This is a genomic window from Actinosynnema pretiosum (assembly GCF_002354875.1).
Lineage (GTDB): Bacteria > Actinomycetota > Actinomycetes > Mycobacteriales > Pseudonocardiaceae > Actinosynnema > Actinosynnema auranticum.
In genome coordinates this window covers 6,448,130-6,470,863 of sequence record NZ_CP023445.1, presented here as the reverse complement: position 1 = coordinate 6,470,863, position 22,734 = coordinate 6,448,130, and the positions used below count along the sequence as shown (strand labels likewise).

The 22,734-nt window shown below is 72.9% G+C and carries 18 protein-coding genes; 9 read left to right on the top strand and 9 right to left on the bottom strand.

Annotation, left to right across the window (positions count from 1 at the left end; genetic code table 11):
- Window positions 1–104 precede the first annotated feature (104 nt).
- Complete coding sequence (locus CNX65_RS27480) at window positions 105–650, bottom strand: DUF402 domain-containing protein (RefSeq protein ID WP_096496337.1); 546 nt, start codon at window positions 648–650, stop codon at window positions 105–107.
- 106 nt (window positions 651–756) lie between these two features.
- On the opposite strand from CNX65_RS27480, the gene CNX65_RS27475 reads away from it, so the two are divergent.
- Window positions 757–2,076, top strand: coding sequence for a DUF5685 family protein (locus CNX65_RS27475; RefSeq protein WP_096496336.1), 1,320 nt, complete (start codon window positions 757–759; stop codon window positions 2,074–2,076).
- Between the two features lie 84 nt (window positions 2,077–2,160).
- Window positions 2,161–4,332 (top strand): excinuclease ABC subunit UvrB, encoded by a 2,172-nt coding sequence (gene uvrB / locus CNX65_RS27470; protein ID WP_096496335.1) that lies wholly within the window; start codon window positions 2,161–2,163, stop codon window positions 4,330–4,332.
- Between the two features lie 65 nt (window positions 4,333–4,397).
- Here the strand turns inward: uvrB and CNX65_RS27465 are convergent, their stop codons facing one another.
- Window positions 4,398–5,366: an ABC transporter permease gene (locus tag CNX65_RS27465; RefSeq protein ID WP_096496334.1), complete on the bottom strand. Its 969-nt coding sequence runs from the start codon at window positions 5,364–5,366 to the stop codon at window positions 4,398–4,400.
- Complete coding sequence (locus CNX65_RS27460) at window positions 5,363–8,272, bottom strand: alpha/beta fold hydrolase (protein WP_096496333.1); 2,910 nt, start codon at window positions 8,270–8,272, stop codon at window positions 5,363–5,365. Before CNX65_RS27460 ends, CNX65_RS27465 begins: the two co-directional genes overlap by 4 nt.
- Before the next feature lie 379 nt (window positions 8,273–8,651).
- Between CNX65_RS27460 and CNX65_RS27455 the strand changes: the two genes are divergently transcribed.
- From CNX65_RS27455 to CNX65_RS27435, 5 genes are all read left to right on the top strand, one after another.
- Window positions 8,652–9,644 carry a TerC family protein gene (locus CNX65_RS27455; RefSeq protein WP_096496332.1) on the top strand — a complete coding sequence of 331 codons (993 nt, stop codon included), beginning with the start codon at window positions 8,652–8,654 and terminating at the stop codon, window positions 9,642–9,644.
- A gap of 64 nt (window positions 9,645–9,708) precedes the next feature.
- A complete protein-coding gene (locus tag CNX65_RS27450; protein WP_096496331.1) occupies window positions 9,709–11,613 on the top strand; it encodes a S9 family peptidase in 1,905 nt (634 codons plus the stop codon).
- A 251-nt stretch (window positions 11,614–11,864) separates the two neighbouring features.
- Window positions 11,865–12,551, top strand: coding sequence for a Crp/Fnr family transcriptional regulator (locus CNX65_RS27445; protein WP_096496330.1), 687 nt, complete (start codon window positions 11,865–11,867; stop codon window positions 12,549–12,551).
- Window positions 12,548–13,165 carry a nucleotidyl cyclase domain-containing protein gene (locus tag CNX65_RS27440; RefSeq protein ID WP_096496329.1) on the top strand — a complete coding sequence of 206 codons (618 nt, stop codon included), beginning with the start codon at window positions 12,548–12,550 and terminating at the stop codon, window positions 13,163–13,165. Before CNX65_RS27445 ends, CNX65_RS27440 begins: the two co-directional genes overlap by 4 nt.
- A gap of 33 nt (window positions 13,166–13,198) precedes the next feature.
- Window positions 13,199–13,786, top strand: a complete 588-nt coding sequence (locus CNX65_RS27435) for a GNAT family N-acetyltransferase (protein ID WP_096496328.1) — start codon at window positions 13,199–13,201, stop codon at window positions 13,784–13,786.
- A 167-nt stretch (window positions 13,787–13,953) separates the two neighbouring features.
- On the opposite strand, the gene CNX65_RS27430 is transcribed toward CNX65_RS27435, so the two are convergent.
- Together CNX65_RS27430 and CNX65_RS27425 are read right to left on the bottom strand one after the other, a co-directional pair.
- Window positions 13,954–14,610 (bottom strand): RES family NAD+ phosphorylase, encoded by a 657-nt coding sequence (locus tag CNX65_RS27430; RefSeq protein WP_015804211.1) that lies wholly within the window; start codon window positions 14,608–14,610, stop codon window positions 13,954–13,956.
- 973 nt (window positions 14,611–15,583) lie between these two features.
- Window positions 15,584–16,168, bottom strand: a complete 585-nt coding sequence (locus tag CNX65_RS27425) for a hypothetical protein (protein ID WP_015804210.1) — start codon at window positions 16,166–16,168, stop codon at window positions 15,584–15,586.
- Window positions 16,169–16,358: 190 nt separating this feature from the next.
- On the opposite strand from CNX65_RS27425, the gene CNX65_RS27420 reads away from it, so the two are divergent.
- Window positions 16,359–17,552, top strand: coding sequence for a glycosyltransferase 87 family protein (locus CNX65_RS27420; protein ID WP_096496327.1), 1,194 nt, complete (start codon window positions 16,359–16,361; stop codon window positions 17,550–17,552).
- A 108-nt stretch (window positions 17,553–17,660) separates the two neighbouring features.
- Here the strand turns inward: CNX65_RS27420 and CNX65_RS27415 are convergent, their stop codons facing one another.
- From CNX65_RS27415 to CNX65_RS27405, 3 genes are all read right to left on the bottom strand, one after another.
- Window positions 17,661–18,749 (bottom strand): hypothetical protein, encoded by a 1,089-nt coding sequence (locus CNX65_RS27415; protein ID WP_096496326.1) that lies wholly within the window; start codon window positions 18,747–18,749, stop codon window positions 17,661–17,663.
- A 107-nt stretch (window positions 18,750–18,856) separates the two neighbouring features.
- Entirely contained in the window at window positions 18,857–19,414 is a 558-nt protein-coding gene (locus tag CNX65_RS27410; RefSeq protein ID WP_096498028.1) for a YbaB/EbfC family nucleoid-associated protein, read from the bottom strand.
- A 302-nt stretch (window positions 19,415–19,716) separates the two neighbouring features.
- Window positions 19,717–20,091 carry an FKBP-type peptidyl-prolyl cis-trans isomerase gene (locus CNX65_RS27405; protein ID WP_015804206.1) on the bottom strand — a complete coding sequence of 125 codons (375 nt, stop codon included), beginning with the start codon at window positions 20,089–20,091 and terminating at the stop codon, window positions 19,717–19,719.
- Window positions 20,092–20,269: 178 nt separating this feature from the next.
- On the opposite strand from CNX65_RS27405, the gene CNX65_RS27400 reads away from it, so the two are divergent.
- Complete coding sequence (locus CNX65_RS27400) at window positions 20,270–21,079, top strand: S1 family peptidase (protein ID WP_096496325.1); 810 nt, start codon at window positions 20,270–20,272, stop codon at window positions 21,077–21,079.
- Window positions 21,080–21,622: 543 nt separating this feature from the next.
- On the opposite strand, the gene CNX65_RS27390 is transcribed toward CNX65_RS27400, so the two are convergent.
- Window positions 21,623–22,393 carry an EI24 domain-containing protein gene (locus tag CNX65_RS27390; RefSeq protein WP_096496324.1) on the bottom strand — a complete coding sequence of 257 codons (771 nt, stop codon included), beginning with the start codon at window positions 22,391–22,393 and terminating at the stop codon, window positions 21,623–21,625.
- Between the last annotated feature and the right edge of the window lie 341 nt (window positions 22,394–22,734).

The following is a 22,734-nucleotide window of genomic DNA, read 5'->3' as shown; positions in this document are numbered from 1 at the left end:
ACCGATTCGTTACATCACGTTATGTCGCGCGGATGATCACGGACGGGTGACGGGGAATCGGGCGCTGTTGCGGGTCGTCGACGACTCTCGGTATCACCCGACCCCTAGTGGCGTCGCCAGGTCGTGACGGTGCCCTGCTCGGCCAACCAGCGGATCAGGTCGTTGCCGTGCGCCGCCGCTCCCGCGACCGCCGTGTAGGTCGTCTCCAGCGCCCACCGGGCCCGCTCGGCCTCCAGGTGGCCGCGCGCGACGGCGGCCAGCAGCTCGTCGGTGTCCAGCACGACCACGTCGCGGCCGGTGCGCACGAGCAGGTCGAGGTAGAGGTCGACGGTCTTCCAGACCGAGCCGCTGGAGGTGATCTCGACGACGTCGACGTAGAAGTCGTAGTCGCGCTCGCGGCCGGGGTGCCAGGACTGGCGGGTGACGCGCAGGCCGTGCCGGGGCAGCAGCCAGGACTCGAAGTGCGTGAGCTCCGGGTGGCCGGGCACCGGGCGGGACATGTACAGCCCGGAGGGCGCCAGGCGGTACTCCTCGACCCCGCGCAGGTAGCCCTTCGGGTCGGTGTTGGACTTCGCGTCCAGGTCGAAGTACTCGATCTTCGGCGGGTGGACGTGGGTTCCGGTGGTCTGGCCTGCCGCGCTCAGAGTCACAATTCGAAGACTATGCACAAGTGCGGTTCGGTAGTCCGTAATTGTCACCCGTTCAGGTGAGCGTTTTACTCTCAGTGCCCGCTCGCGCGGCTTACGCTCCCGGCTTATGTTCGGCATCCTCCGACCGTGCCGCCACCGGCTCGGTCAGCACCTCGGCGACGCCTGGGTGGCCCACCTGTGCGGCCTCTGCCTGGCGCTCCGCGACGACCACGGGCACCTCGCCCGGCTCGTCACCAACTACGACGGCCTCGTCGTCTCCGCGCTCGTGGAGGCCCAGTCCGGCGGCTCCCACCGGGACGCGGGGCCGTGCGCGCTGCGCGGGATGCGGTCCGCCCGCGTCGCCACCGGCCCCTCCGCCCGGCTGGCCGCCTCGGTCTCCCTCGTGCTCGCCTCCGCCAAGGTCGCCGACCACGTCGTCGACGGCGACGGCCCGCTCGGGCGCGCGGGCGGGCGCGGCGTCGGGCGCGCGGTGGCCCGGCGCTGGGCGGCCCAGGCCGCCGAGACCGGCGCCGACCTGGGGTTCGACACCTCCGTGCTGGTGTCGGCCGTGCTGCGGCAGCAGGAGGTGGAGGCCGCCGCGGGGCTCGGCTCCTCGGTGCTGCTGGTGACCGCGCCGACCGAGGAGGCGGCAGGGGCCGCGCTCGCGCAGACCGCGCTGCTGGCCGGGCGGCCGGGCAACGCCGAGCCGCTGCGCGAGGTCGGCAGGCTGTTCGGGCGGGTCGCGCACCTGGTGGACGCCGTGGAGGACGTCGCCCGCGACCGCGCGGCCGGCGCGTGGAACCCGCTGCTCGCCACCGGCGTCAGCCCCGCCGAGGCGCGGCGGCTGTGCGACGACGCGGTGCTCGGCGTGGAGCTGGCGCTGCGCGAGGTCGAGCTGACCGACGGCGCGCTGGTGCACGCCCTGCTGGTGCACGAGCTGCGGCGCGCGGTGGGGCGGGCGTTCGGCGACGAGCACGCGCACGGGGGCCACGGAGGTCATGAGCACCCGCGCCCCGGCCTGCCCGGCTACGGCGAGCACGCCCCCGTCGCGCACGCGCCCGCGCCGCCCGGTCACGACGGCCCCGGTCACGACGGCCCCGGCGACCGGCCGCCGACCGACCCGCCCGACGAGCCGCCCGGCGGTGGCGGCGGCGAGGGCGGCGGCGGGGTGTCCCCGGAGCCCGGCAGCTTCCTGTGGGCGTGGCCGAGGCTGACCGAGCCGCCCACCAGCCGGGGCCTGCTCCTGGGCTGCCTGGCCGCGTTCTACCAGTGCGCCACCTGCCAGACCTGCTGCCGCGACCCCCTGCCCGGCCCGTGGAGCGGCAAGCCGCGCAGCGGGTGCTCGGACGGGTGCGACGGCGGCGAGTGCTTGGAGTGCTGCCGGTGCACGGGGGACTGCAAGAAGGGCGGTTGCGACTGCTGCGACTGCTGCTCCTGCGGCGACTGACGCGGGCGGCTGACCCAGCCGAACGACCCGGACGCGCGCGCCGGGGGACCGGGAACTGTCGGTCCCCCGGCGTACCTTTGGCTCGTGGCTACCACCCCCTCGGACACCCAGGCCCCGGAAACCCCGGTCAAGGCGCACTCGGCGCACCGCCCCGTCAGCGACATCCCCCGCTCGGCGGGCGAGTTCCGCGTGGTCAGCGAGTTCACGCCCTCCGGTGACCAGCCCGCGGCCATCGCGGAGCTGGAGCGCAGGCTGCGCGCTGGCGAGCGGGACGTGGTGCTGCTGGGCGCGACCGGCACCGGCAAGTCGGCGACCACGGCGTGGCTGGTGGAGAAGGTGCAGCGGCCCACGCTGGTGATGGCGCCCAACAAGACCCTGGCCGCGCAGCTGGCCAACGAGCTGCGGGACCTGTTCCCGGAGAACGCGGTCGAGTACTTCGTCAGCTACTACGACTACTACCAGCCCGAGGCGTACATCCCGCAGAGCGACACCTACATCGAGAAGGACTCCTCGGTCAACGAGGACGTCGAGCGGCTCCGCCACTCCGCCACGATGAGCCTACTGACCAGGCGCGACGTCATCGTGGTCGCCTCGGTGTCGTGCATCTACGGCCTCGGCACCCCCCAGGCCTACCTGGACCGCTCCATCCCGCTGCGGGTGGGCGGCGAGGTCGACCGCGACGTGCTGCTGCGCGCGCTGGTCGACGTGCAGTACGCCCGCAACGACATCGCGTTCAACCGGGGCACGTTCCGGGTCAGGGGCGACACGGTCGAGATCATCCCCTCGTACGAGGAGCTGGCCATCCGGGTCGAGTTCTTCGGCGACGAGGTGGACCGCCTGTACTACCTGCACCCGCTGACCGGCGACGTGGTCAAGGAGGTCCAGGAGCTGCGGATCTTCCCCGCCACCCACTACGCGGCCGGTCCGGAGCGCATGGAGCTGGCGATCAAGGGCATCGAGGCGGAGCTGGAGCACCGCCTGGCCGACCTGGAGCGGCAGGGCAAGCTCCTGGAGGCCCAGCGGCTGCGGATGCGCACCACCTATGACATCGAGATGATGCGCCAGGTCGGCTTCTGCTCCGGCATCGAGAACTACTCGCGGCACATCGACGGCCGCGACGCGGGCAGCGCCCCCGCGACCCTGATCGACTACTTCCCGGACGACTTCCTGCTGGTCATCGACGAGTCGCACGTGACCGTGCCGCAGATCGGCGCCATGTACGAGGGCGACGCCTCCCGCAAGCGCAACCTGGTCGACCACGGCTTCCGCCTGCCCAGCGCGCTGGACAACCGCCCCCTGACCTGGGAGGAGTTCGCGGACCGGGTCGGCCAGACGATCTACCTGTCGGCCACGCCCGGCAACTACGAGCTCGGCCAGGCGGGCGGCGAGTTCGTGGAGCAGGTCATCCGCCCCACCGGCCTGGTGGACCCGCAGGTGGTGGTCAAGCCCACCGAGGGCCAGATCGACGACCTGGTGCACGAGATCAGGGCGCGCGCCGAGCGCGATGAGCGGGTGCTGGTCACCACCCTGACCAAGAAGATGGCCGAGGACCTCACCGACTACCTGCTCGAACTGGGCATCCGGGTCCGCTACCTGCACTCGGACATCGACACCCTGCGCCGCGTCGAGCTGCTCAGGCAGCTCAGGCTCGGCGACTACGACGTGCTGGTGGGCATCAACCTGCTCCGCGAGGGCCTCGACCTGCCCGAGGTGTCCCTGGTGGCGATCCTGGACGCGGACAAGGAGGGCTTCCTGCGCTCCACGACCAGCCTCATCCAGACGATCGGCCGCGCGGCCCGCAACGTCTCGGGCGAGGTCCACATGTACGCCGACCGGGTGACCGACTCGATGCGCAACGCGATCGAGGAGACCAACCGCAGGCGCGCGAAGCAGGTCGCCTACAACGAGGAGCGGGGCATCGACCCGCAGCCGCTCCGCAAGAAGATCACCGACATCCTGGAGCAGGTCTACGCCGAGGCCGAGGACGACGTGGCCCCCGGCGGCTCCGGCCGCAACGCCACGCGCGGCAAGCGGGCGGCGGGCGAGCCGGGCAAGGCGGGCTCGTCGGGCGTGCTGGCGGGCCGCGACGTCGGCTCGATGGCGCGGGCGGAGCTGGCCGACCTGGTCCAGCAGCTCACCGACCAGATGATGAACGCGGCCCGCGAGCTCCAGTTCGAGCTGGCGGGCAGGTTGCGCGACGAGATCGCGGACCTGAAGAAGGAGCTGCGCGGCATGGACGCGGCGGGCCTGAAGTAGCCCGACCCGCGAACGACGAGGGGCCCGCCGGGACGAATCCCGACGGGCCCCCGCGCGTCACGCGATCAGCTGGTGATGTCCTTGGTGCTGAACTTCCGCGCCGCCAGGAACGAGAACAGCGCCCCGTAGGCCAGCGCGGAGAACACCCCCTTGGCCATCTGCGACCAGTCGATGTCGGTGGACAGCAGGTCCATCCACGCCAGCGCGTAGTGCGTGGGCAGGTAGTTCCGCAGGTCCTCCAGCGCCGTGATCTGGTCCAGGATCTGCGACAGGATCGACGCCAGCACCGCCCCGCCGACCGCGCCCAGCGGCGCGTCCGTGGACACCGACAGGTACAGCGCCAGCCCGGCGACCCAGAACAGCTGCACCGAGATGTAGCAGACCGCCAGGAACACGCCGAGCACGCCGTCCGCGAACGGCGCGGCCTCGCCGGTGGGGCTGACCAGCTCGCCCGCCCCGTACCAGATCACGCCGACCAGCAGCGCGGTGCCGGGGAGCACCAGCAGCGACAGCACCGACAGGATGCCGGAGGCCGCGGCCTTGCGCCGCAGCAGCCGGTGCCGGGGGATCGGCGCGGCCAGCAGGTACTTCAGGCTGGACCAGGACGCCTCGCTGGCGATCGTGTCCCCGAAGAACAGGGCCACGATCATCGGCAGCAGGAAGCTGGAGCACACGAACAGCGTCAGGACGACGAAGTTCACCCCGCTCGCCGTGGCCAGGTCGACGAACCCGCCGGACCGGCGGTTCGGCGCGTCCTCGCCCAGCTCGAACGCCACCACCAGGATCACCGGCAGCAGCACCAGGAACCCGAGCACCAGCTGGGTCCGCCGCCGCAGCAGCTGCCTGACCAGCTCGACCCGGATCGGCAGCGTCCGCGAGGCCCGGTACCCGGTCCGCGACCCGTCCGCCTCGACGCCCGGCCGCTCGGCCCTGACCGCCTCGGCCAGGTCGCTCGCCCCGTGCGGGTCGGTGTGCACCCCGTTGTCCCGCGGGTCCACGCCCGACGTGGTCGGGCTCGCCTTGTCGTCGCTCATTCGCCCACCAACTCCAGGAACGCGTCCTCGAGCCGCCTGCGCGGCCCGGCCTGGTCGACCGAGACCCCGGCCGCCACCAGCGCCTGCAGCGCCTCGGCGCGCGGGGTGCCGTTCAGCGCCGCGTGCACCTGCTCGCCGTCGACCTGGACCTCCAGCACCCCGTCGAGGGACCGCAGGACCTCCGCCGCCTCCTCGGGCCGGTCGACCCGGAAGGTGGCCTCGCCGCTGCCGGTCGCGATCTCCTCGACCGGACCCGCCGCGACCAGGGCGCCCTTGTGCATGACCACCACGTGGCTGCACGTCTGCTCGACCTCGGCGAGCAGGTGGCTGGACACCAGCACCGTGCGACCGGCCGCCGCGTACCGCCGCAGCACGTCGCGCATGGCGTGGATCTGGGGCGGGTCGAGCCCGTTGGCGGGTTCGTCCAGCACCAGCAGGTCCGGCAGCCCGAGCATCGCCTGGGCGATCGCGAGCCGCTGCCTCATGCCCTGGCTGTAGGTGCGCACCTTGCGGTGCACCGCCTTGCCCAGGCCCGCGATCTCCAGCGCCTCGTCGAAGTGCGCCTGCTCCAGCGGCCTGCCGGTCGCCGACCAGTACAGCTCCAGGTTGGCCTTGCCGGACAGGTGCGGCAGGAAGCCGGAGCCCTCCACGAACGAGCCGATGCGGGAGAGCACCGGGGCGCCGGGCGTGATCCTGTGCCCGAACACCCTGATCTCGCCCTCGGTCGGCTGGATCAGGCCCATCAGCATCCGCAGCGACGTGGTCTTGCCCGCGCCGTTGGGGCCGAGCAGGCCCAGCACCTGGCCGTGCTCCACCCGGAACGACAGGTCGTTCACGGCGGTCAGGCCACCGGGGTAGGACTTCTTCAGGCCCTTGATGACCAGCGGGACCTCGGCCAGCTCCGGGTCGAGGTCGGTGGCCAGCCTGCGCCGGAACCACGCGACGACGGCCGCGATGGCGGACAGCGCGAGCACGCCCGCGATGCCCCACAGCGCGTCGGCGGGCACCTCGCTGACCCTGTTCGAGCCGGTCACCACCGGGACCTGCACGTTCCCGGTGTCGCCGTCGGCGAGCGCGATCCGGTAGACGGCGGGCTCCTGCGCGTTGGCGAACGACTGGTCGGTGGTCGACACGGCCAGCTGCAGCCGGTGCCCGCTCTCCACCGGGCGCACCACGCCCGGCAGCGACACCGACACCTCGACGGGCGTGCCGTCGGCGGGCAGCTCGGGCACCCGGAACGGGGCCACGGCCGAGCCGGGCAGCACCTTGCCGCCGTTCGCGTCGGCGTCGTACAGCTTCGCGAACAGCACCGCGCCGCCCTCGGGCACCGCCTCGCCGGGCACGGCGGCGATCCTCAGCCGCACCGTGGACGCGCCGGTCACCAGCAGCTGCGAGGTCAGCGCCTCGCTGGTGAACACGGCCGTCTGACCGGGCATGTCGATCGTGAGCCTGCTGGAGAGCGAGCTGGACCGGCTGACCGCCGCGCCCAGACCGGGCAGGCTGCTCACCGACGCCGGGTTGCCGCCCGCCGGGTTGATCACGGCCTGCTCGCGGCCGGTCAGCGCCACGTCCTGCCGGTTCACCGCGGCCTGGCCGCCGAGACCGGGGTAGGCCGGGGCGACGACGTCGCGCAGCGCGACCGAGCCGCTGCTGCGGAACGCGCCCTGCACCGCGTACTGGAACGTGGTGCCGGGGTCGGTGCCCGCGCCGTTGAGGTGGAAGTCCATCCAGTCGGCGATCTGGCCGCGCAGCTCGGGGCCGGGGGAGCCGCCGTCGTGGCCGCCCGCGTACCAGACGACCTTGACCTTGGCGCCGGTCGCGGCGATCTGCCTGGCGTTGGCGTCGGCCTGGTCGAGGCCGAACAGGGTGTCCTGCTCGCCCTGCACGATCATGGTCGGCTGGGTGATCCGGCCGGTCAGCTCGGAGGGCGAGCCCCGGCGCAGCACGTCCAGGGACGCCTGGCTCGCGGTGCCGGTCGTGGCGATCTCGTTGTACGCCGCGCACACGTCCTCGGCGAACCGGCCGCAGGTGCCGTTGAGCGGGGCCGCGCCCCTGCCCTGGCCGGGCTGCTGGCCCTGGCCGGGCTGCCCGGTCGCGGCGCCCTCGGTCGCCGAGCCCTCGGGGGCGGCGGTCGCGGCGGCGCCGACCTGCTGGTCGTCGTCGTCCTGACCGGCCTCGGGGGCCTCCTGAGTGGGGCCGGACATGTTCCCGCCACCGAGGCCGGCGGAGAAGAACAGGCCGGACCACGAGCGCTTGAACACGCCCGCGTCGCCGGACGGGCCGGGCGTGGGCGTGCGGGTGTCGACCGCCTCGCCGGTGGCGCCGTGGTTCGGCAGCAGGGCGGAGGCGAGGTCGTTGAACGTGATGGTGGGCGCGATGGCGTCCACGCGCGGGTCGACGCCCGCGAGGGACAGCGCGAGCGCGCCGCCGTAGGAGCCGCCGGTGACGCCGACCCTCGGGTCGCCGGGGGCGTCGGTCATGACCTCCTGGCGGGTCGCGAGCCAGTCGAGCAGGCGCTTGGCGTCGTTGACCTCGTGGTCGACCGAGTTGAGCGAGATCTGCCCGGTGCTGCGGCCGAAGCCGCGGGCCGAGTAGGTCAGCACGACGAAGCCGCGCTGGGCCAGCTCGGTCGCCTCGGTGGCCACGCTGTTCTTGCTGCCGCCGAATCCGTGCGGGAGCAGGATCGCCGGAGCCGGGGTCTTCTCGGGCAGGTAGAGGGTGGTGTCGATCTGGAGGGCCCGGTCGCTGCCGGGGGCCTCCGGGACGTCGATCACCGCGTCACGGGTGTGCACCTGCGGCGGGTCGTCGCCCCCGCGCGTCCAGACGACAACGCCACCGATCAAGGCGACGAGCACGACCAGCGCGGGGAGCGACCACCTGCCGCGAAGGCGGGAAGGGATGGCCACCCCTTCGACCTTAAGGGCGTTCACCTGAGAGCACGCGACGGACCTGGCCTGCGGTTCTCAGCTCCGGGAGATCGTCGGGGGTGCGCCGGACGGCCGATTCTGATACGGTACGAAACGAGCAATCCGGACATAGCGGCGCAAAGGCCGCGCTGGGTCGTAAAACGGCCGTTGGGTGCCGCACCTCACCCCGGCTGGCTTTTTCGCGCGCCCGTGGTGGATGATTACCGCATTGTGGAGGGGAGTACTCCCTAAAACGGCGGTGTCGTCAGCACGGAGTCCAGCGTCGGGCTCCCGGTGCCGCTGGTCTGCGACGCGGTTCTTCGCAGACGGAGGAGACCTCCGGTCATTGGCGTGCGCGCTATGTGCCGGAGGGTGTCTCATGACTGTTCCCGTGTGGTTGTGGCTGGCCACGATCGCGGGTCTGCTGATCCTGCTCGCGATCGACCTGTTCGTGGTCGACCGCCACCCCCACGAGGTCTCCATCGCCGAGGCGGGCCGCTGGGTCGTCTTCTACGTGGCGATGGCGGTGCTGTTCGGCGCGGGCATCTGGTACTTCGAGGGCGGCACCCCGGCGGGCGAGTTCTTCGCCGGGTACATCACCGAGTACTCGCTCAGCGTCGACAACCTCTTCATCTTCCTGATCATCATGACCACCTTCAAGGTGCCCGCGATCCACCAGCACAAGGTGCTGCTGATCGGCATCCTGATGGCGCTCGTGCTCCGGGGCGGCTTCATCGCGGCGGGCGCCGCGCTCATCGAGCGGTTCTCCGCCGTGTTCTACCTGTTCGGCGCGTTCCTGATCTACACCGGCTACAAGCTGGCGCGCGGCGAGGACGAGGACGAGGAGTTCAAGGAGAACGCCGGGCTGCGCATGGTGCGCAGGTTCCTGCCGGTCACCGACGAGTACCACGGCTCCAAGTCGTTCACCCGGATCGACGGCAAGCGGTACGTCACGCCGATGTTCATCGTGATGATCGCCATCGGCTCCACCGACCTGCTGTTCGCGCTCGACTCGATCCCGGCGATCTTCGGCCTGACCAAGGAGCCGTTCCTGGTCTTCACCGCGAACGCGTTCGCGCTGATGGGCCTGCGCCAGCTGTACTTCCTGCTCGGCGGCCTGCTCGCCAAGCTCGTCTACCTGTCGATCGGCCTGTCGGTGATCCTCGGCTTCATCGGCGTGAAGCTGATCCTGGAGGCGCTGCACACCAACTCGCTGCCGTTCCTCAACGGCGGCGAGCCGTTCGGCGTGCCGACGATCGGCATCGGGCTGTCGCTGTCGGTGATCGTCGGCGTGCTGGTCATCACGACGGTGGCGAGCCTGATCAAGGTGAAGCGGCACCCCGAGGCGGTCAAGCAGCAGGTCGAGGGGTAGCGCTCTGTGAGTGTCAACAAGTGTCGTGAGCTTTGCTAAGAACATTGGGGTAGCGTCCTGATCCGTGCGCCCCGATGACTTGCGACTGCTCGACCTGCCAGGCTCCCTCTCGGTGCGAGGTGACCTCGTCCTGGTGAACACGGCCCGCCCCGACGCGGAGACCAACACCTACCGAGGTTCCCTGCACCGGCTCCCGCTCGACGGGAGCGGGGCGCGGCAGTGGACGTGGGCGGAACGCGACTCGGCCCCCCGGATCTCCCCGGACGGGCGCTGGGTCGCGTTCCTGCGCGTCGCCGAGTCGGGCAAGCCGCCGCAGGTGCACGTCATGGCCGCCGACGGCGGTGACGCCCGCCGCGTCACCGACGCCCCGCTCGGCGCTGGCGCCCCCGTCTGGTCGCCCGACTCCACCCGCCTCGCGTACACCGCGCGCGTGCCCGAGCCCGGCCGCTACGGCTCCGAGGCCGACGGCGTCGCGCCCGGCCCCGACGCCGAGGCCCCGCGCCACATCACCCGGCTCGACTACCGCGTCGACGACCTCGGCTTCACCGGCGACCGCCGCCCCCGCCTGTTCGTGGTGGACGCGCTGGTCGCCGGGGCCGACCCGGTCGAGCTGACCGACGGCTCCCACGACCTCGGCGCCCCCGCGTGGACCGCCGACGGCGCCCGTCTGGTGTTCTCCGCGCCCCGCGACCTCGGCGCCGCCGAGACCCACCGGGACGACCTCTACAGCGTGCCCGCCGAGGGCGGCGCGGCCCCCGAGCTGCTCGTGCGCGCCCCCGGCGCGGCTGGCGACCCGGTGCCGCTGGCCGACGGCGGCGTCCTGTTCTACGGCCTGGACAACCCCGAGGACAGCGGCGTCGCCCGCAACCTCGGCCTGTGGCTGGCGCGCGGCGACGAGCTGCGCAGGCTCACCGACGTCGAGACCGTCGACTGCGAGAAGGCCGCGGGCGCGCCCGTCGTGACCGGCGACGGCGTGCTCGTCGCGGTCCGCAACCGGGGCGCCGTCGAGCTGCGCCGCGTCCCGCTCGACGCCGACCGGGTCGACCTCGCGGGCACCGAGCTGCTCGCGGGCGAGAAGGCCGAGGTCAAGGCGTTCGCGGCGGACGGCGACGTGGTCGTGGCCGCGATCTCCGACACCGAGAGCCCGGCCCGCGTCGTGCGCGTCGGCGGCGGGTTGCTCGCCGACTTCGCCCCCGACCTGCCCAAGGCGCGCGTCGAGGAGCTCACCGGCTCCGCCCCCGACGGCTACCCGGTGCACGGCTGGGTCGTGCTGCCCGAGGGCGAGGGCCCGCACCCGGTGGTGCTGTCCGTGCACGGCGGCCCGTTCATGTACTACGGCTGGGGCTTCTTCGACGAGGCCAGGGTGCACGCCGCCGCGGGCTACGCGGTCGTGCTGCCCAACCCGCGCGGCTCGGCCGGGTACGGCCAGGCGCACGGCAGGGCCGTCATCGGCGCGTTCGGCACCGTCGACGTCGACGACGTCCTGGCCACCCTCGACACCGCGCTGGCCCGCCCCGACCTGGACGCCGGGCGCGTCGGCGTCATGGGCGGCTCCTACGGCGGCTTCATGACCTCGTGGCTGTCCGCCCACCACGGCGAGCGCTTCCGCGCGGCCTGGAGCGAGCGCGCCGTCAACGCCTGGGACTCGTTCACCGGCGCGTCCGACATCGGCTGGTACTTCGCCGACGCCTACTGCGGCCCGGACCCCGAGGCCCAGCTGCGGATGAGCCCGCTGACGTACGCGGACAAGATCAGCATCCCGTTCATGGTGGTGCACTCCGAGCACGACTGGCGCTGCCCGGTCGAGCAGGCCCAGCGCATGTACGTCGCGCTGCGCCGCAACGGCGCGCCCGCCGAGATGCTGCTGTTCCCCGGCGAGGGCCACGAGCTCACCCGCTCGGGCAAGCCCCGCCACCGCCAGCAGCGCTTCGCGGCTGCCCTCGACTGGTGGTCCCGCCACCTGGGCTGAGCGGCCAGACCGCAGAACACCGGTCACGGGGCCGGTCCGGCGTGCGACCCTTCCGGTCACGCGCGGGACCGGCCCCGTCCCACGTTCGGCGTCGGGCCGTTCGACCCCCACCTCCCGGTGCGTTGGGCGGCATTCCGGGGAAATCCCTAATTCCCCGGCCGCTTCCGGCACCAGACTGTGCGTGCAGTCGGAGGAGGTGGACCGTGGCGAACCCGATGCCCCGCCCAGGGGACTGGCCCGCGGGGACTTTCATGAGCATGCTGCCGCCCCGCGCACGGGCCGAGCTGCTCGAACTGGGGATCGAGCGATCGTTCAAGCGCCGCGAGGTGCTGATGCGCGAGGGCGACGCGACCGAGCACGTGGTGCTGCTGCGCCAGGGGCTGGTGAAGGCCACCGGGCTCCAGGAGAACGGGCGGGAGACGCTGTTCAGCCTCAAGGTCGGCGGCGACCTGGTCGGCGAGATCGCGGCGATGGACGGCTCGCGCCGGTCCGCCACGGTCACCTCCTGCGTCCAGGGGCGCGGCAGGGTGATCAGCGCCACCGCGTTCCGGGGGTACCTGCGGGCGAACCCGGACGCGCACTTCGCCCTCACCCGGATGATCATCCAGACGTTGAAGTGGGCGGACCGGCGCAGGCTCGACTTCGCCGGGTACCCGACGCTGGTGCGGCTGGCCCGGCTGCTCGGCGAACTGGCCGACGCCTTCCTCGCGGGGCCGGGCAACCGGGTCCTGCTGGACCTGGGGCTCAGCCAGGGGGACCTCGCCGACCTGATCGGCGCCGAGGAGGACACCACCCGCAAGGAGTTGCGCGTGCTGCGCGACCGCGGGCTGATCAGCCTGGGCTACCGGTCCGTCACCGTGGTCGACCGGGCCGGGCTGGACCGGCTCGCGGACGGCCGGGACGCCACCGGGAACGGCCGGGCGGGGGAGAAGCCGTGACCGTCGTGGACGTGGCGGTCGAACGGCCGTTCTCGCTCGACGGCCTCGTCTACCGGCTGGTGCTCGCGGTCGACGTCGAGGGCTACAGCAAGCTCTCCGGGTACGAGCAGGGGCGGGCGCAGTCGCTGCTCGACGAGGTCATGGAGCACGCCGCCCGCCGCTCCGGGCTCGACCGGGGCGACTGGTACCGGCAGGTGCGCGGCGACGGCGAGCTGGCCGTCCTGCCCGCCGACACCGACACCGCCTGGGTCGTCGCCCGGTTCACCGAGCGGCTGCGCGACGGGCTGGCCGCCCTGCGCGCCGCGGGCACCCCGCTGCGGGTGCGGCTGGCCATGCACTGCGGGCCGCTCGCCGGTGGCCGCTACGGGCTGGTGGGGGAGACGCCCATCCGCACGTGCAGGCTGCTCGACGCCCCCGTCGTGCGGCGCGCCCTCGCCGCCGCGGACGGGGACCTCGTGCTGGTGGTCTCGGACGGGCTGTTCCGGGACGTCGTCAGCACCCGGTTCCACCAGTTGGACCCCGAGCGCTTCCGGCGGACCTGGGTGACGGCCAAGAAGACGCGGTACGCGGGGTACGTCTGCACCGCCTGCCCCAGCGCTTCGCCGAATCCCTAGCGCCGCGCGCCACCGGTCGGGCAGTCTGCGCGGATGCAGTGGACCGTGCGGGCCGGGTCGCCCGACGACGCGCCGGAGATCGCCAGGATCAACGTGGAGTCCTGGCAGCGTGCCTACCGGGGGATCGTCGCCGACCCCGTGCTCGACCGGATGCTCCCGGAGAGCAGGCTCCCCGGCTGGGTCAGGGTGCTCGCCCTGCCCGACCCGAGCCGGGTGTTCGTCGCCGTCGAGCCCAGCGGGAAGATCGGGGCCTACTGCGCGGTGGACGCCGTGCGCGAGGAGCGCGACGCCCACCCCGACCTGCGGACCGGCGAGCTGGTCGCGATGTACGCCGATCCGGGGTTCCTGGGGACGGGGGCCGGGCACGCGGTGCACGAGGCGGCCGTGGCGCACCTGGCGGACCAGGGGTTCCGGTACGCGGTGCTGTGGGTGTTCGAGGACAGCGCGCCGTCGCGGGAGTTCTACGAGTCGCACGGGTGGCGGCACGACGGGGCCTCGGAGCGGTACGAGCTGGCGGAGCAGCTGCTGCCCGAGGTCCGGTACGCGCGGTTCCTGCCCCGGCGCAGGCCGGGGGGCAGGCGCCCGTCACCGACCGCGCGGGGGAACGGGGTGCGGCGGTGACGGGGGTCTCCGACCTGGATTTTCACGCTATCGGGTAGCCGGCGAGGGCGTGCCCCGGCACGTTCCGGCCCGGTAGTTTCATGACCAACGGGGTTGGCGCCGCCCAGGTCGAGGGCGGCGCCGGGGTCGACCGGTGCTGTCGTGGTCCTGGTTCGGTTCCGCCGGGTTCAGTTCAGCAGGGTGTAGTTCAACTCCTCGCACACCCTGGCGAGCGGCAGGTCGAGACCGGGGTGCTCCAGGGGCAGCAGCACGTCCGGCGAGGCGGGCAGTCCCGAGCCGCCCGGCGGGTCCCACAGGCACACGGCCTCGTTGCCGCCGTCCATGGACGAGCGGTACCAGAGGCCGTCCAGCTCGGGGTACGCCGCGCGGATGGTGCGCGCCCAAGCCTGGGTGATCACCTTGGGCCCGGAGCTGATCTCCTGCGAGGCCCCGACCCTGGTCGGCCACAGGCCGGTCAGGTCGAGCAGCCGCAGGGTCCGCTTGGGGCGCAGCACCACCAGGAACGGGCTGCGGGTGCGCCGGTCCACCACCGACGTCGCCTGGAACACCTCGGCGACGCAGGTCCGGACGGTGAGCCCGAAGTACAGCACGCCCTGGTCCTGGTCGTGCGTCAGCTCACCGCCGGGTCCCGGCGGCTGGGTGTCGAAGCGGGCGTGCGGCAGCGGTCCGGTGTAGCGGAAGCTGTTCCACCGCTGGGGGTGCAAGCCCTTCGCGGTGAAGATCCGCACCAGCCGGGTGGCCTGGTGCACCGCCACGACGTCCTCGGTGCGCCGCAGGTTGGCCTGCAGCACGGCGGGGGCGGGCGGCTGGGGAAGCCGAGACATTCGGGTCCAGGTGTTCGGGGGACGGGGGACCGTGCCGGTCGGTGGTGGGTGGTCGTGGTCGGGTTCCAGGGCGACCAGGCTGCCAGGTCGTCGGTCGGCCGGGCGATCGGGTGTCCGGGTGATCGGCCCAACGCCGCTCGGCCCGCCGGGCGAACCCCGCCGAACCCCCGCCGCCGAACCGCCTGCGCACCCCCGCTGACCGCGCCGACCACCGGTGGCCGGCTCCTCGGGACCAGGTTCCCAGGGGGTGCGCCATCGGGCGATCGGTCGTCCGCGTGATCGGTCGGTCGGGTGTTCGGGCAACAGGGTGATCGTGCGGCTGGCTGTTCGGCCGACAGGGCGTTTCGGCGGTCGGCCGCTCAACCGGCTGCGCGATCCGGCCGCCGCTCGGGCGTCCTGCTCCTCGGGCGTCTTGGTCCTCGGGAACCTGGCTGCTCGAACGACCCGGTTCACGGGTGCCTGGCCAGTCGGGGGTGGGCGGAGTGGGTTAGCCGGGGTCGAGGGGAGTGGGTGGTCGGCGCAGGCATTGGTGGTGCCCTGAGCGGTTGGTGATGAGTTGAGCAGTGGGTGGCGAGTTGAGCGGTCAGTGGTGAACTGGGCGGTCGGTAGTGGGGCGAGCGGTCGGTCGGGGGTTCAGCTGGTCGGCACTTCCGCCCGCCAGGCTGCCAGGTGATCGGCAAGTGGGCGAGCGAGTGCCCGCATGACTGGGGTTCCGGGGTTCGGGCTGCCGAGTGTTCGGAACACCGGCGTGTCGGTGATCACCCGCCGTGCTTCCCACCCGCGCCTTGCGGCCGGGTTCGGGCAGCGCGGCCGGGTCCCGCCTAAGCGCTGCCGGGGTCGGTCGGGGCGGCCAGGTCCGCTCAACGCTGCCTCGCGCTGCCTCGCGCTGCCTCGCGCTGCCTCGCGCTGCCTCGCGTTGTTCCGCGCCGCCCCGCACGGCCGGGGCCGACCGCTCCGGCCGAATCCGCCCAGCTCAGACAGGGGTTCCGAGCTGGGCGGCCAGGGAGGTCACCTTGAACGGGTCCCCGCCCGCCAGCAGCCAGTCGCGCGGGGAGGCCGGCCTGCCCTCGACCGGGAGGTCTTCCTGCTCGGTGGTCATGAACCCGGCGATCACCAGCGCGGGCTGGTCCTCCGGCACCGACGCGAGCACCGCCTCCAACCCGGGGAGCACCCCGTTGCCCGCGAACTGCCAGGCGGGCAGCCGCCAGCTGCCCCGGTCCTTCCAGCCGACCAGCCTGCCCAGCCCCAGCCGGTGCCGGATGCGGCTGGTGTCCACGCCCAGCTGGGTCGCCGCGTCGGCCACGGTGATCGCCGAGTCGCGCAGCACCGCGTGCGCCACGATGCTGCGCGCCCTCGGCTTGTCGTCGTCCGGCGAGTGCGGGCTCAGGTCCAGGCCGACGTCCACCAGCGCGTCCCGCACGTCCGGAGTCAGGTAGCTCGCGGGCTCCGGGTGGGGCGGCGCCAACCGCTTCGCGGCGTCCGCCACGAGGTCGAGGAAGGCGTCGGGGGTGACGTGAAGGCCGGCTTTCGCCAAGACCGTCTCCAGCGCTGGACTCATGAGCACAGAGTATCCCGCGCGTGCGCTTCTGTGCGCTGCTGTCGCTCGAACGGTCGCCCCCGTCTACTCACCGTGCACGCACAGCAACTTTTGGTGCACATCCCGTAGCGGTGGGCTACCTGCTGTCGTGACCTGTCCCTCATCCGCCCGTTGACTACGATGCTTCGCGGAAACCAGTCGAGGGAGTGCCGTGGCAGTGGTGGAACGACCGGACAAGCGGCTGCTGGGCGTGTGGGCGGTGGCGGCCATCGCGCTGCTCGTCGTCGTCCACCAGCGCTCCAGCGAGGGCCTGCTCGACCTGCGGGTCTACCGCACGGGAGGAGAGGCCTGGCTGCGCGACCTCCGGCTGTACGCCGACGACTTCCCCAAGCCCCTGGACGGTCCGCCGTTCCCCTTCACCTACCCGCCGCTGGCCGCCGCGATCTTCAGCCTCTTCGCGCTGGTCCCGTTCCCCGCCGCGGTTCTGGTGTGGACGGCGCTCGGCCTGGTGCTGCTGCTGGTGGCGTGCGTCCTGTCCGCCTGGCACGTGTACGGGGACGCGCGCCGCGCGCTGCTCGTCGGCGTCGTGGTGTCCACCGGCGCGCTGGTGCTGGAACCGGTGTGGGCCACCTTCGACTTCGGCCAGATCAACCTGGTCATCATGGGCCTGGTCGCGCTGGACTGCCTGCTGCCGCGCACCCGCTGGCCCAGGGGCCTGCTGATCGGCTTCGCCGCCGCGATCAAGCTGACGCCCGCCGTGTTCGTGCTGTTCTTCCTGGCGCGCGGCAAGTGGAAGCCGGTCCTCACCGCCGTCGCGTCGTTCGTCGGGTTCGGACTCGTCGGCGCGGTCGTCGCGTTCGAGGACACCAAGCAGTACTGGTTCCACACCCTGCTCGACCCCGCGCGCATCGGCGAGCTCGGCTACGCGGGCAACCAGTCGCTGCGCGGTCTGGTCAACCGCCTCGGCCTGACCGGCGCCGCCGAGTCCGTGACGTGGCTGCTGCTGTCGCTGGGCGTCGCGGCCCTCGCCTGGGTCGCGGTGCGCCGCGCGCGCGAGGACGTGTCCGCGCTGCTGGCTGTGTCGATCGCGGCGCTGCTGGCGTCCCCGGTGTCCTGGACGCACCACTGGGTGTGGGTCGTGCCCGCCCTGGTCCTGCTGGCGGGGCAGCGCTCCGCCGCGGGCTGGGTGGCGCTGGTGCTGGTCGCCGACCTGTTCGTGTGGGCCCCGCTGTGGCTGCTGCCGCACGACAAGGGCGTCGAGGTCGGCTGGAACGCGTGGCAGCAGCTCGTCGGCAACTCCTACGTGCTGGTCGCGGTGGCGGCGCTGGTGTACCTGGCGGTCCGCAGGCCCGCTCCCGCCACGAGGCTGGAACCGGACGTCGCACCGGCCGCCACCGACCGCTGAGCGCCCGCGCGGGAACCGCGCGCCTGAAACGGGAGCAGCCGCCCACCGGGGAGACCGGTGGGCGGCTGTCGTCGTCGAGAGCGCCGTTCGGGGACTAGCGGGCGGCGGTCACTGGCCGGTGATCATCGCGACGGCCCGGTCCTGGGTCCGCTCGTCCACCGCGCTCAGCTGGAACCCCCGGCCGATGATGTGCGACACCAGCGCGGGCTCCGGCGGGACACCATGCTTGCGCAGGTAGTGCGACACCGCGCCTGCCCACACCCAGGTGCCGTCGGTGCGGAAGTTCAGCGGAACGTCCCGGTCGGACGGCGCGAACTCGTCCACGTCCGTGTCACGCGCGGACAGCACCACGGGCGCCGACTCCAGGTACGCCAACAACCGCTCGCGCAGCTGCGGGTCCACCGGCTGCCTGCGCACCACCGGGCGACCGGTCTGGTCGCGGCCGTCGTACACGCGCGCCGTGCGCAGGTCCGCCTGCGGCTGACCGCCGGGCTGCCCGAACCCGCCGGGCTGACCGGGGAACTGCTGCCCCTGCGGGCCGGGACCCTGCTGGTGGGGAACGGGCTGACCGGGACCGCCGAACTGCTGCCCCGGCGCGAAACCGGGCTGCCCCTGCTGTCCGGGGATGCCCCGACCCGGCGTCGCCGGACCCTGCTGCGCGAACCCCTGCGGAGGCGTCTGCGGCCCGCCCGGCTGCGGCCCACCCTGCTGCGGCGCCTGCCCCTGCTCGGGCTGCGCGGCCTGCTCCACCTGCCTGGGCGGCATACCGGCGCGCTGGCGCAGCCAGTCCGGGATCAGCTCGTCGGCGCGCGGGAACGTCCGCAGCTCGTCCTGGAACCCGATCATCGGCGGCGCGTTGCGCCAGCGGGGCTCCTCGGCGGCGTCGAAGTCCACGGCGAACGCGCTCGGCGCCTCGATCTCGTAGACCGCGCTCAGCCAGGTGCCCCGGTCCTGCTCGTACATGCCCGCGCGCAGCCTGCCGAACAGTTGCACCACGTCGATCGGCGGTCGCACCGGGCGCTGCTGCCCGTCCGGGCCGGTGAACGCCATGTCCACCTCGATGTGGCGGCCCGCGGCGCGGTACTCGGTGCGCACCCGCTGCCAGTCCGGAGGCAGCGCGGGCAGCATGGCGCGCCCGATCTGCCGGACGAGCTGCTGCTGCTCCTGCTCGTCCAGCGGTGTGACTGGCTCGGTCATGCGACGAACACCCCTTCAAGATCCCCCCGGCGCAACGGTCGGCAGATCCTATCGCCCGATCTGTCCGACGACGGCGGACTTGACCTGACGGGGTGGAGTTCGGTGGCTCACCGGAGGAAGCTCTGACCCCCGAAGTCGTCGTCCTCCTCGGTGTCCCGCCTCGGCCTGCGCTGCGGCGGCTGCGGCGGAACGGGCGGCTGCTGGGCGTGTCGCGGCGGCGGGGGCGGGGAGGTCCGCTCGTCCTCGATGCCGAAGCTCATCTCCCGGTGGCCCTGCGGCTGCGGGAGTTCCTCGGCGGGCGGCGCGGGGAAGGTCTTCCTGGCTTCCTCGAACAGCGTGTTCGCCGTCTGGTCCTGGGTGCCGATCGTCTCCGCCATGGCCTGCTGCAGCAGTTCCGGGATGCGCGACTGGGCCTTCTGCAACGTCCGCATGATCTCCGCCGACACCTCGGCCATGCGCCGCTCGCGGGCGGGCTCGGCGATCTGCAGGTCGGTGAGGATGCCGTTGGACCCGATGGTGAGCCGCACGTGCCCGTCGCGGGAGGTCTCGGTCACGGACATGCCCTGCACCCGCGCGGCCATCGCCTCGTAGCGCTGGGCCTTCTGCTTGAGACCGGTCTCCCAGTCGGCCACCATGCGCTCGGAACCGCCGATGTCTTCGGGCACGGTCACGCCTCCCCTCGATCACCGCCATCATGCCGCACCGGGGCGGCCACCGGTGCCGGATCGCACTCCGGCCACACCCGTCCCGACCGCCCGGCCGCACCCCGCTCCGACCGCCGGACGGCGCGCCCCGCGTTCCGCGCTGAGCGAACCCCCTGCTCACGGCGGCCGGGCCCTTCGGTGTCCCGCACTCCGCGCTCACGCTGCTGCCGCTCGTGCCGCGTGGGCGCTCCACGCGCTGCCGCGGCGGGAACCGGTCCGGAGTCGTCCTGCCGGAACCGGTTCCCGCCCTCGTGCCGCCGAGGTCAGCGCACGCCGAGCAGGTCCACCACGAAGATCAGCGTCTCGCCGCCCTTGATGACGCCGCCCGCGCCGCGGTCGCCGTAGCCGAGGTGCGCGGGGATGACCAGCTTGCGGCGGCCACCGACCTTCATGCCCACGACGCCCCGGTCCCAGCCCGCGATGACGCGCCCGCCACCGAGCGGGAACACGAACGCCTCGCCGCGGTCCCAGGACGCGTCGAACTGCTCACCGGTGGAGTGCGCGACACCGACGTAGTGAACCTGGACCAGCTGGCCCGCCTGGGCCTCCGGGCCGTCGCCGACGGTGATGTCCTCGATCACCAGGTCCGCGGGCGCGGCACCCTCGTACGGCTCGACCACGGGCTTGTTGGGGGACATTCGGAACTCCTCAGGACGAACTGCTCGCTGTTCGGGCAGTGCTCGGGCGAGTCAACCACGTTCGAGTGAACTGGGCCGAACGGCCCACGCGCGCTCGACCTTGTGCCACCGGTGCGCCTTCTGGTGCCCTGGGACCCGCCCCACCGAGGGGCGCGCACCGCACCGGAAGGAGATGAGCATGGCGGAAACCCCGCGCCGCCTGAGGTTCCTGCTCGGCGCCGCCGCCGCAGTGGCGGCACTGATCCCCGCGACCGCGCTCAGCGCGTCCGCCCAGCCCGCGCCCACCGACGGCGACGTCGGCGCGCGGATCGTCGGCGGCACGCGCGCCAGCACCGCCGACCACCCGTGGGCGGTCTACCTGGCGACGAGCACCGGAGCCCAGTACTGCGGCGGAACCCTGGTGGCGCCGGACAAGGTCCTGACCGCGGCGCACTGCACCGAGGGCGACTCGCCGTCCTCGGTGCGCGTGGTCACAGGCCGCGACGACAAGAACTCGAGCGCGGGCACCACGGCGCGAGTCACCGACATCTGGATCCACCCGTCCTACCAGATGCCCGCCGAGGGCCACGACATCTCGGTCCTGACCCTGGACCGCGCCTTGAACGCGGCCCCCCTCCCGCTGGCGAGGCCCACCGACTCGGCCCTGTACGAGGACGGCGTCCCCGCCACCGTCCTGGGCTGGGGCGCCACGTCCTCGGGCGGGACGGCCTCGCGCTACCTGCTCGGCGCGACCGTGCCGGTGATCGGCTCCGCCGCCTGCGCGACCGCCTACGCCGAGCGCTACAACCCGAACCTCATGGTGTGCGCCGGTTTCCCCCAGGGCGGCACCGACTCCTGCCAGGGCGACTCCGGCGGCCCGCTCGTCGCAGGCGGCAAGCTGATCGGCGTCACCTCGTGGGGCGAGGGCTGCGCAGCAGCGGGAGCTCCAGGCGTCTACAGCCGGGTCGCGGCCTACTCGACCGAACTGGACCCCCAACTGAACTCCTGACCCCCTCTGCGCCCTGTGCCAGCCACCAAGTGCTCGTCTTTCACGCCGGTCACGCCGGTCACGCCGGTCATGCCGGTCACGCCGGTCATGCCGGTCACGCCGGTCACGCCGGTCTGGCCGGTCACGCCGGTCTAGCCGTTCGGGCCAGTCAGGTCGATCAGGTCGGCGGGGCCAGTCGGGTCGATCAGGTCGGCGGGGCCGGGCGGGTCGGTCAGGCCGGTCAGATCAGCGGGGCCGGTCGGGACGGTCGGGACGGTCGGGACGGTCGGGACGGGTCGTTTGAGCCGGTCGGGCCGGCCTGGTCGGGTCGGTTGAGCCGGTCGGGTCGGTCAGGTCGGCGGGGTCGGTGGGGTCGGCCAGGTCGTCGGGGTCGTGGGGTCGGTTGGCCGTTCACGTCATTCAGGCCATTCCGGCCCGGCCGTCGAGCCCGCGCCGTTCCAGCCAGGGCCCCGGTGGGCGCGGAGAACGAACGGGCGGTCGGCTCAGCCGACCGCCCGTTCCCACACGTCTTCCACCACCGCAGCGTCCCCTGCGGTCCTCCGTCTACTGAGGACGCCTGCCTGCGTTCTTCTCGTTCTCCAGCAGCCGGTGCGACAGCACGGTGCCACCCGCCATCGCCGCGGGCATGACCACCAGCGGCGCCAGCGGGATCAGGCACAGCAGGTACGCGGGCACCGCGAACCCGAGCACCATGGCCCGCCGCTCCTTGAGCACCCGCCGCCGAACCGCCAGGTCCAGCCCGCGCCGGGTGAACGGGATGCCGGTCAGCTCCAGCCCGAGCAGCCACCCGTTGATGCCCGCGCCGAGCACCGGGACCACGGTCTGCCCCACCAGCGGGATGAACCCGCCGATGAACAGCGGGATCGCCACCAGGATCGCCATGCCCACGAGGCGCAGCGAGTCACGGGCGCCGACCACCGTCGACCGCCACCAGCCGACCCGCTCGGACTCCGGGACGCCGCCCAGCTCCTCGTCCTCGATCGTCTCGGCGATGTGCTCGTAGAACGGGCCACCGATGATCAGGGTGATCGCGGTGAACAGCAGCAGCCCGATGGCCAGGTAGCCGGCCAGGATGGACACGCCCGCCAGCACCCGCACACCGGTCCGCAGCGACTCGGCCCAGTTGTCGGCGAACGGTGTCACGAACGCGGTGATGTCGTTGATCCAGTAGCCGAGCGCCACGAGGCTGCCGGTCAGCAGCAGCGTCGTGATCAGGGCCGGGATCGCACCGATGATCAGCAGCTTGGGCCTGCGGAACACGGAGCCGAAGCCGTGGCCGAGCAGTCCGATTCCTGCGGAGAAGTCGCGGAGCACGGCCGGAGCATAGCCAGCCGCGCACCGGATGGCGGTCGCTTCCCGAACCCGAGCGCTGCGACCATGACCTACCGAGCCCACCGCACCCGCAGCGAGAGGCCCCGGCATGGCCGTCCCCGACCGCACCGCACCGGCCCCCGGCCCCAGAACCACCCCCCTGCCGGACCAACCAGCGGTCACCACCCCACGCCGCCCCCACCGCCCCACCGCCGCACAACACCCACGCCAGACCCCGTACCCAGGCGCCACGCGCCCCCCGACAACACGGCCCACACCACCACACCCCACCGCAGACCAGCTGACCACAGCAAAATCCCCAACCGGCCAACCCCCCGCCACCC